Source organism: Citrobacter sp. Ce119 (genome assembly GCF_030334525.1).
In the GTDB taxonomy this organism is placed as follows: domain Bacteria; phylum Pseudomonadota; class Gammaproteobacteria; order Enterobacterales; family Enterobacteriaceae; genus Citrobacter; species Citrobacter europaeus.
The window spans coordinates 76,664-83,099 of the sequence record NZ_JAOWDR010000058.1 but is presented as its reverse complement, the minus strand read 5'-3'; the positions used below and the strand labels follow the sequence as shown (position 1 = coordinate 83,099).

Genomic DNA, 6,436 nt, shown 5'->3' with positions numbered 1-6,436 from the left:
TCACCATTTCCCGGAACTGCTGAGCCGTTACATCAACAAAAACCTGACTGAAACCGACCACCAGCACCCAACTGAAGAAACTCTGGCGGCAGCCGGTCACGTACCAGAAAAAAGCTGGGAAAACGAGATTAAAGAGAAGTCCACAGCTGAACAGAAGGCAATAACCGAGCAACCAGAAATCGCCAACATGGGCAACGGTGTTTTCTCCATTGATGGCCTGATGGGTAACCAGCCGGCGCCAGCGCTTTCTGTCGTAGACCAGGTACGCCAGCGCGCGGTCGAAGAAAAATTACATCAAGCCAATACCGAGGAAACCACCAGCGATGTGCAGATGGAAAAAACTGACAACAGCGAAATCAAAGCCAATCCTGATGTGCCTCAGGGCGAAGCAGCAGCTTTGCCAGTTGAAAGCACTGATGCAACTGGTGAGCCTCCAGCTTCCCTGAATAATGAACCCGTTCACCATATAGATACGGATCACCTGAACGCTTTTTATACTCACCTGATGGTTGATTTGGAAACTATGGGCAGCGGTCCTGATGCACCAATAGTCTCTATCGGCGCCGTATATTTTGATCCTTCAACTGGTAACACTGGTGCCGAATTTTACCAGGTTGTCAGTCTTGAATCATCGATGTCGTTTGGCATGAAACCGGATGCGTCAACAATTCAGTGGTGGTTGAAACAATCATCTGAAGCCCGCTCTGCAATTCTGGTTGATGAGGCCATGGGGCTGCGTGAAACCCTTGAACTACTGGCTGACTTCATTGCTGAAAATGCTGCTAACGGTAGTCACACTGTTCAGCTGTGGGGTAATGGATGCTCGTTTGATAACGTCATTCTCCGCCGCGCATATGCATTAGCAGAGACTCCCTTCGCTGTTCCGTTCTGGAATGACAGGGACGTAAGGACCATGGTTGAACTGGGTAAATCTGTCGGTATCAACCCGCGCTTCGACGTCCCGTTTGAAGGCGACATGCACAATGCGCTTTCTGACGCCAGGCATCAGGTCAAATACGTCTCTGCAATCTGGCAACGTCTGACCGCAAACTGATTCCATATATTCACTAAGTGGCCCATCACTGGGCCATACTCTGGGGGGAAAATGTCCAGACTTATTTTACTCTCTGAATGGGCGAGATCAGAGTTCGGTGAACCGATTCCGAGCAAGTCCACACTCAACAAATACGCTAAAAACGGGATGATCTTTCCTTTGCCTTGCCGTGTAGGGAAAAGCTGGCGCGTTGAGGCTAATGCACGATTTACTGGGCTCACAACAGAACCAGTAATTAAAAATCAAGATCACCCATTACTCAGAAGGATTTTAGAAGATGGCTAGACCTCGAAAACACAACGTGACCATTCCCGGATTGTCATGTTTCCTGGATTCGAGGACCAACAGGGTGTACTGGAGGTATAAGCACCCTGTAACTGGTAAATTTCATGGATTAGGAACAGATGAGCAAGTTGCTAAAGAAATAGCTGTAGAAGCAAATAGCCGGCTCGCAGAAAGACAAATGCGGCACACTTTTAAAATCAGAGAGGAAATTAATAAACGATGTGGGCTTTCTACAACGGTAAGCGAATGGATTGTTCGGTACCGAAAGTTGCAGGACCAGCGTTACGAAACTGGAGAGATAAAACTCAATACGCTCAAGCAGAAAAACGCCCCACTTAACGTTTTCGAAAGTCATCTTGGCATGCGGTCAATCGACAGCATAACAGTTAAGGATATAGTTGGGATCCTCGAGGACTACAAGAATAAAGGCCAACTACGGATGGCACAAATTGTACGCAAAGTGCTGTCGGATGTTTTTAAAGAAGCACAGCAGGTAGGAGAAGTACCGGCAGGATTTAATCCATCTGACGCTACAAAAAAACCGCAGGTCCGTGTCTCCAGACAACGACTGACGTTCGAAGAATGGCTAATGATCTATCAGGCAGCCGAAAAAGATAATTACTTTCTGCAGAAAGGAATGCTGCTGGCCATCATCACAGGACAGCGGTTGGCCGATATTTGTAATATGAGATTTTCAGATGTCAGGGATGGTCACCTCTTTGTTGAACAAAGTAAAACAGGTGCCAAAATCGCGATACCTTTAAAGTTACGTTGTAACAAGATAAACATATCTCTTGAAGATGTAATCGCTCAATGCCGGGACAGGATACTTAGCCCGTATTTACTAAATCATCACCACGACAAAGGGAAAGGCAAAAGAGGAGGAATGGTAAAACCGGCATCTCTAACTGGTGCGTTCAGAAAAGCACGTGACTCAGTTGACTACGACTGGTCAAGCAAAGGTGCTCCCCCTTCTTTCCATGAGCAACGTTCTTTGGCTGAAAGAATATTCAGGGAGCAAGGTATCGACACACAAATTTTGTTGGGCCATAGCAGTAAAGTAATGACCGATCACTACAACGACACGCGTGGAAAAGAATGGAAAAAACTGGTCATTTGATGACCAGTTTTGCAGAAGAGTTTTGCAGGGGTTTTGCAGAAGAACTTAAAAACGATAACCCGCAGAGAACATAAACACCCACGGATCGAGGCGTACGCTGTCATGCTGCTGCGCGCCAGCCAGTTTGTAGCTCGCGGTGGTATCGATATCCATGTACCAGACCGACATGTTAATCAACCAGTCGCGGTTAATCAGGTAGTCCATACCCACTTGCCCTGCCGCGCCCCAGGAATCTTTCAGGCTCAGGTCAGATAAACCAGTCTGTTTGCCGTTATCGTTAAAACCTTCGTCAAAGAAGGTGGTGTAGTTCACACCAACACCCACGTATGGACGCAGTTTGCTGCTGGAATCACCGAAATACCACTGTGCCATTAAGGTCGGCGGTAAATGGTGGACGGTAGCAATGTCACCCGTTGTGGCAGTACCAATTTTATGGCGGAACGGCGTGGCTGCCAGTAATTCAACACCGATATTGTCGGTTGCCATATAGGTAAATGTCAGACCCAACTGCGTGTTATTGCTGACATTAAAGCCACCCAGGCTTCCCAGCGTACCACCCGCGCCTTCCGTCGGTCTGACGGTGGCAGAACCTGCACGAATAAAGAATTCTCCGGCCTCATGCGCAAATGCGTTGCCAGAGAGAAGAGTTGTTAAAGCCAATGCTGCAACTGTTAATTTTTTCATGTCCGCTCCATCGTTATGGTTATAAAAGCGGAACGAATATACCCACATTGGAGTAATAAGTGATCTAACCTGGATCACATTGACTTTGATAATTTAACATTTATTGATCCAGATTAAGTTAGAACTTGCATTCAAAATCCTGGTTAACTTAATTCAGATCAATTTTGATATATTTTCGCCACGCAAGTAACTGACCTGCGTTGCCGAATGGCGATGGTTACTTGTCCGTGATGCGCAGAGAACAACCAACGTTCTTGCATGACGCTGAAGTCATAGCCAAAAATTACCGGGGCTTTACAAAGATATGCTTTTCCATACATCGCGCGATGCTGCCACTGTGGAGTTATCCAGGGTACAATTGCCCGCAAATGAACACCTGCAAAACTCAAGGAGAGTGCATGTCTATCACGGCGAAATCCGTTTACCGTGACACGGGAAACTTTTTCCGTAATCAATTCATTACCATCTTGCTGGTATCGTTGTTGTGCGCGTTTATCACAGTGGTGTTAGGGCATGCCTTTTCTCCCACCGACGCACAAATTGCGCAACTCAGTGAAGGCGATCAGTTAACCAGCAGCGTGGGCTTGTTCGATCTGGTACAGAACATGACCCCGGAGCAACAGCAAATTTTGCTACGCGCCTCCGCGGCGTCGACGTTTTCCGGCTTGATTGGTAATGCCATCCTCGCCGGGGGTGTCATCCTGATGATTCAACTGATTTCAGCCGGTCATCGGGTCAGCGCATTACGCGCCATCGGTGCCAGCGCGCCGGTTCTGCCTAAGCTGTTTATTCTGATTTTTCTGACTACTCTGCTGGTGCAAATCGGTATTATGCTGGTTGTGGTGCCGGGTATTCTGCTGGCCATCCTGCTGGCGCTCGCACCGGTGATGTTGGTACAGGACAAAATGGGTGTCTTTGCCGCTATGCGCAACAGTATGCGCCTGGCATGGTCGAATATGCGCCTGGTTGCGCCAGCAGTGATCGGTTGGCTGCTGGCAAAAACTCTGCTGTTGCTTTTTGCGCCAAGTTTTGCGGTACTTACGCCAAATGTAGGCGCGGTATTGGCGAATACGCTGAGCAATATGATCTCCGCCGTGTTGCTGATCTATTTGTTCCGCCTGTACATGCTGATTCGCCAATAAACCCTGAACGCTTCCGGGCTTGTACCCGGTGCTTTTGATGACGGAATCGAAGAATGAAGCAGTTTCTTGATTTTTTACCGCTGGTTGTCTTTTTTGCTTTTTATAAGCTCTACGACATCTATGCGGCGACCTCGGCGCTGATTGTCGCGACGGCTGTTGTTTTAATTTACAGCTGGGTTCGCTATCGCAAGGTCGAAAAGATGGCATTAATCACCTTTGTTCTGGTAGCCGTGTTCGGTGGCCTGACTATCTTCTTCCACAATGATGAATTCATTAAGTGGAAAGTAACGGTGATTTATGGACTGTTTGCCGGTGCACTGCTGGTTAGCCAGTGGGTGATGAAAAAGCCGCTGATCCAGCGCATGTTAGGCAAAGAGCTGACCCTGCCTCAGCCGGTATGGTCAAAACTTAATTTAGCCTGGGCCGTCTTCTTCATCCTGTGCGGTCTGGCGAATATCTATATTGCGTTTTGGCTACCGCAGAATATTTGGGTCAACTTTAAAGTATTCGGCCTGACCGCCCTGACTCTACTCTTTACGTTACTAAGCGGAGTCTATATTTACCGCCATCTTCCGCAGGAAGATAAATCGTAATACATGCTCGCCAGATCTACGGATCTGGCGAATTTTTATCCCCTCGCGTTCCTTATCTCCTTTAACCCGACTGACTTCCGCTCCACACGCTCCATCCCTCTGTTCTCAGCGCGTAAATTCTAGTAGCATCGCGCCTGTAATCTTTCTCTATAGTCGGTTCTACAATGACAACAACGAATAACACTCCCCAGGGCGAACTGGTTTTACGCACTCTGGCTATGCCTGCCGATACCAACGCGAACGGTGATATTTTTGGCGGCTGGCTGATGTCACAAATGGATATAGGCGGCGCTATTCAGGCCAAAGAGATCGCACATGGTCGTGTGGTCACGGTGCGGGTTGAAGGAATGAGCTTTTTGCGCCCGGTCGCCGTAGGCGATGTGGTTTGTTGCTATGCTCGCTGCGTGAAGCGCGGGACGACTTCGATCAGCATTAATATTGAAGTTTGGGTAAAGAAAGTTGCTTCAGAACCTATCGGCCAGCGCTATAAAGCCACCGAAGCCCTGTTTATCTATGTTGCCGTTGATAAAGACGGTAAACCTCGTCCAATCCCTACCCTGGCCTGATAGCTCGCGCCAGCACCGCCTGCCGGTAATCATACTCTTGATCATTACCGGCAGGTGGCGGACCGCCAAATTCGGCCTGACGTTTACTCGATTTGCGTTGTGCCGTTCAGGCGGAAGACAATATTCACCACCAGCCCGGAACCTGGTTTACCGGCCTCATAGCGCCATCTGCGCATTGCATTTTTCACTTCACGCTCAAACATATTCGCAGGCTGTGCGGACAGAACTTCTACATTTTCAACCCGGCCATCCGAGGTTACATCAAATTTGACCTTCACACGGCCTTCAATGCGCAGCGCCTGGGCACGCGCCGGATACTGCGGCTGATTACGGCTTAAGGCTCGCGGACCAGAAGGTGCGCTCACCGCCGGTTTAGTCGTTGCCGGGGCGCTACTGGTCGTTGGACGCGCAGGCGCAGTATTTTCAAACGGAGACGACTGACGCGGCTCGGCTGGCTTAACATCACGCTTCGGCTGCTCTTCCACCTTTTTCACCGGTTTTGGCTTCGGTTTAGGCTTGGGCTTCGGTTTCTCAATCACTACCGGCGCTTCTTTTGGCGGTTCCGGGATCGGCTCTGGTTCCGGTTCAGGCTCGACGACGGGTTCCGGCGGCGGCTGAACGGCCTGAGGCGGTTCAAGATCGGCAGGCGCAACCATCGTAACGGAGATCGGCTGCGCTGGCGCAGGCAGTTCAATAACCTGATGTACCGAGGTATACAGCAAACCTGCCACTACAGCACCATGAATGCCGACTGAAAGTAACGTAGGCCAGGGAAAGCGACGAGGTAAATCAAGGGTCATTGAAGTCATAATCGTTTCAGTAAAAAAACCAGGCCCTGATTTTAAATGCAAATAGCAATCATATTCAATAAGACCGTGAGGCTAACTGGCATTTAAAACGCGATTTTATGATAAAAAACCATTTCCATAGTATGGCCTTAACATATCAGCTATCTTTCCGTTGCAGTTATCAGGCCTTTCCAATAACGTAAA

Annotated in this window: 8 protein-coding genes and 1 pseudogene; 7 read left to right on the top strand and 2 right to left on the bottom strand. The window is 48.8% G+C overall.

The features are described from left to right. From OGV80_RS17075 to OGV80_RS17065, 3 genes are all read left to right on the top strand, one after another. Window positions 1-1,054: 3'-5' exonuclease (locus OGV80_RS17075; RefSeq protein ID WP_286515383.1), on the top strand; the 1,054-nt coding region annotated here is incomplete at its 5' end. Between the two features lie 51 nt (window positions 1,055-1,105). Then, entirely contained in the window at window positions 1,106-1,339 is a 234-nt protein-coding gene (locus OGV80_RS17070; protein ID WP_200000603.1) for an excisionase, read from the top strand. After that, window positions 1,332-2,459: a phage integrase Arm DNA-binding domain-containing protein gene (locus tag OGV80_RS17065; RefSeq protein WP_286515381.1), complete on the top strand. Its 1,128-nt coding sequence runs from the start codon at window positions 1,332-1,334 to the stop codon at window positions 2,457-2,459. The genes OGV80_RS17070 and OGV80_RS17065 overlap by 8 nt, the downstream gene beginning before the upstream one ends. A gap of 45 nt (window positions 2,460-2,504) precedes the next feature. Here OGV80_RS17065 and ompW read toward each other — a convergent pair whose 3' ends face one another. Further along, window positions 2,505-3,143 (bottom strand): outer membrane protein OmpW, encoded by a 639-nt coding sequence (ompW, locus tag OGV80_RS17060; RefSeq protein WP_043016137.1) that lies wholly within the window; start codon window positions 3,141-3,143, stop codon window positions 2,505-2,507. Between the two features lie 283 nt (window positions 3,144-3,426). Here ompW and OGV80_RS17055 point away from each other — a divergent pair. The 4 genes and pseudogenes from OGV80_RS17055 to yciA form a co-directional block, all read left to right on the top strand. Next, a pseudogene (locus OGV80_RS17055) lies at window positions 3,427-3,513 on the top strand (YkgJ family cysteine cluster protein); the annotation flags it as partial. A gap of 28 nt (window positions 3,514-3,541) precedes the next feature. Then, a complete protein-coding gene (locus OGV80_RS17050; protein WP_003020663.1) occupies window positions 3,542-4,285 on the top strand; it encodes a YciC family protein in 744 nt (247 codons plus the stop codon). Between the two features lie 53 nt (window positions 4,286-4,338). Continuing rightward, complete coding sequence (locus OGV80_RS17045) at window positions 4,339-4,878, top strand: septation protein A (protein WP_043016136.1); 540 nt, start codon at window positions 4,339-4,341, stop codon at window positions 4,876-4,878. 164 nt (window positions 4,879-5,042) lie between these two features. Then, window positions 5,043-5,444: an acyl-CoA thioester hydrolase YciA gene (gene yciA, locus OGV80_RS17040; RefSeq protein WP_003020670.1), complete on the top strand. Its 402-nt coding sequence runs from the start codon at window positions 5,043-5,045 to the stop codon at window positions 5,442-5,444. An 83-nt stretch (window positions 5,445-5,527) separates the two neighbouring features. On the opposite strand, the gene tonB is transcribed toward yciA, so the two are convergent. Continuing rightward, on the bottom strand, window positions 5,528-6,244 hold the full coding sequence (tonB, locus tag OGV80_RS17035; RefSeq protein WP_043017896.1) for a TonB system transport protein TonB: 717 nt from the start codon (window positions 6,242-6,244) through the stop codon (window positions 5,528-5,530). Window positions 6,245-6,436: the final 192 nt, after the last annotated feature.

Bases quoted from the DNA above. Each gene is read 5' to 3' on its own strand.
- OGV80_RS17070 (WP_200000603.1), top strand. From the start codon at position 1,106: ATGTCCAGACTTATTTTACTCTCTGAATGGGCGAGATCAGAGTTCGGT.
- OGV80_RS17065 (WP_286515381.1), top strand. From the start codon at position 1,332: ATGGCTAGACCTCGAAAACACAACGTGACCATTCCCGGATTGTCATGT.
- ompW (WP_043016137.1), bottom strand. From the start codon at position 3,143: ATGAAAAAATTAACAGTTGCAGCATTGGCTTTAACAACTCTTCTCTCT.
- OGV80_RS17050 (WP_003020663.1), top strand. From the start codon at position 3,542: ATGTCTATCACGGCGAAATCCGTTTACCGTGACACGGGAAACTTTTTC.
- OGV80_RS17045 (WP_043016136.1), top strand. From the start codon at position 4,339: ATGAAGCAGTTTCTTGATTTTTTACCGCTGGTTGTCTTTTTTGCTTTT.
- yciA (WP_003020670.1), top strand. From the start codon at position 5,043: ATGACAACAACGAATAACACTCCCCAGGGCGAACTGGTTTTACGCACT.
- tonB (WP_043017896.1), bottom strand. From the start codon at position 6,244: ATGACCCTTGATTTACCTCGTCGCTTTCCCTGGCCTACGTTACTTTCA.